This is a genomic window from Burkholderia sp. Bp9143 (genome assembly GCF_003853645.1).
Taxonomy (GTDB): Bacteria; Pseudomonadota; Gammaproteobacteria; order Burkholderiales; family Burkholderiaceae; genus Burkholderia.
In genome coordinates this window covers 1-446 of sequence record NZ_QTPO01000175.1, presented here as the reverse complement: position 1 = coordinate 446, position 446 = coordinate 1, and the positions used below count along the sequence as shown (strand labels likewise).

The 446-nt window shown below is 69.7% G+C and carries 1 pseudogene; it reads right to left on the bottom strand.

From position 1 onward, the window contains the following. A pseudogene (locus DIE23_RS39220) lies at nt 1-446 on the bottom strand (sugar ABC transporter ATP-binding protein); the annotation flags it as partial.

Below are 446 nucleotides of genomic sequence, written 5' to 3'. Positions count from 1 at the left end.
CCGCGCGTGCGCGCCTCCGCGCCGAAGATCAGCCGCGCGAGCTCGGTGCGGCCCGCGCCGACGAGCCCCGCGATGCCGAGCACCTCGCCGGCATGCAGGTCGAGGCTGCAGCCGCGCACCCGCTCGCCGTCGGCGATGTCGCGTACCGACAGCAGCAGGTGGCCGGGGTCGTACGGCGCATGTTCCTTCTTGTAGAAGCCGGAGATGTCGCGGCCCACCATCATCGCGACGAGCCGCTCGGCCGACAGCGATTCGCGCTCGAGCGTGCCGACGTACGACCCGTCGCGCAGCACCGACACGCGATCGGACAGCTCGTAGATCTCCGCCATCCGGTGGCTGATATAGATGATCGCGAGACCTTCCTCGCGCAGCTGGCGGATCAGGCCGAACAGGTGCTCGGTCTCGCGCGACGACAGCGGCGTCGTCGGTTCGTCCATCACGAGGAT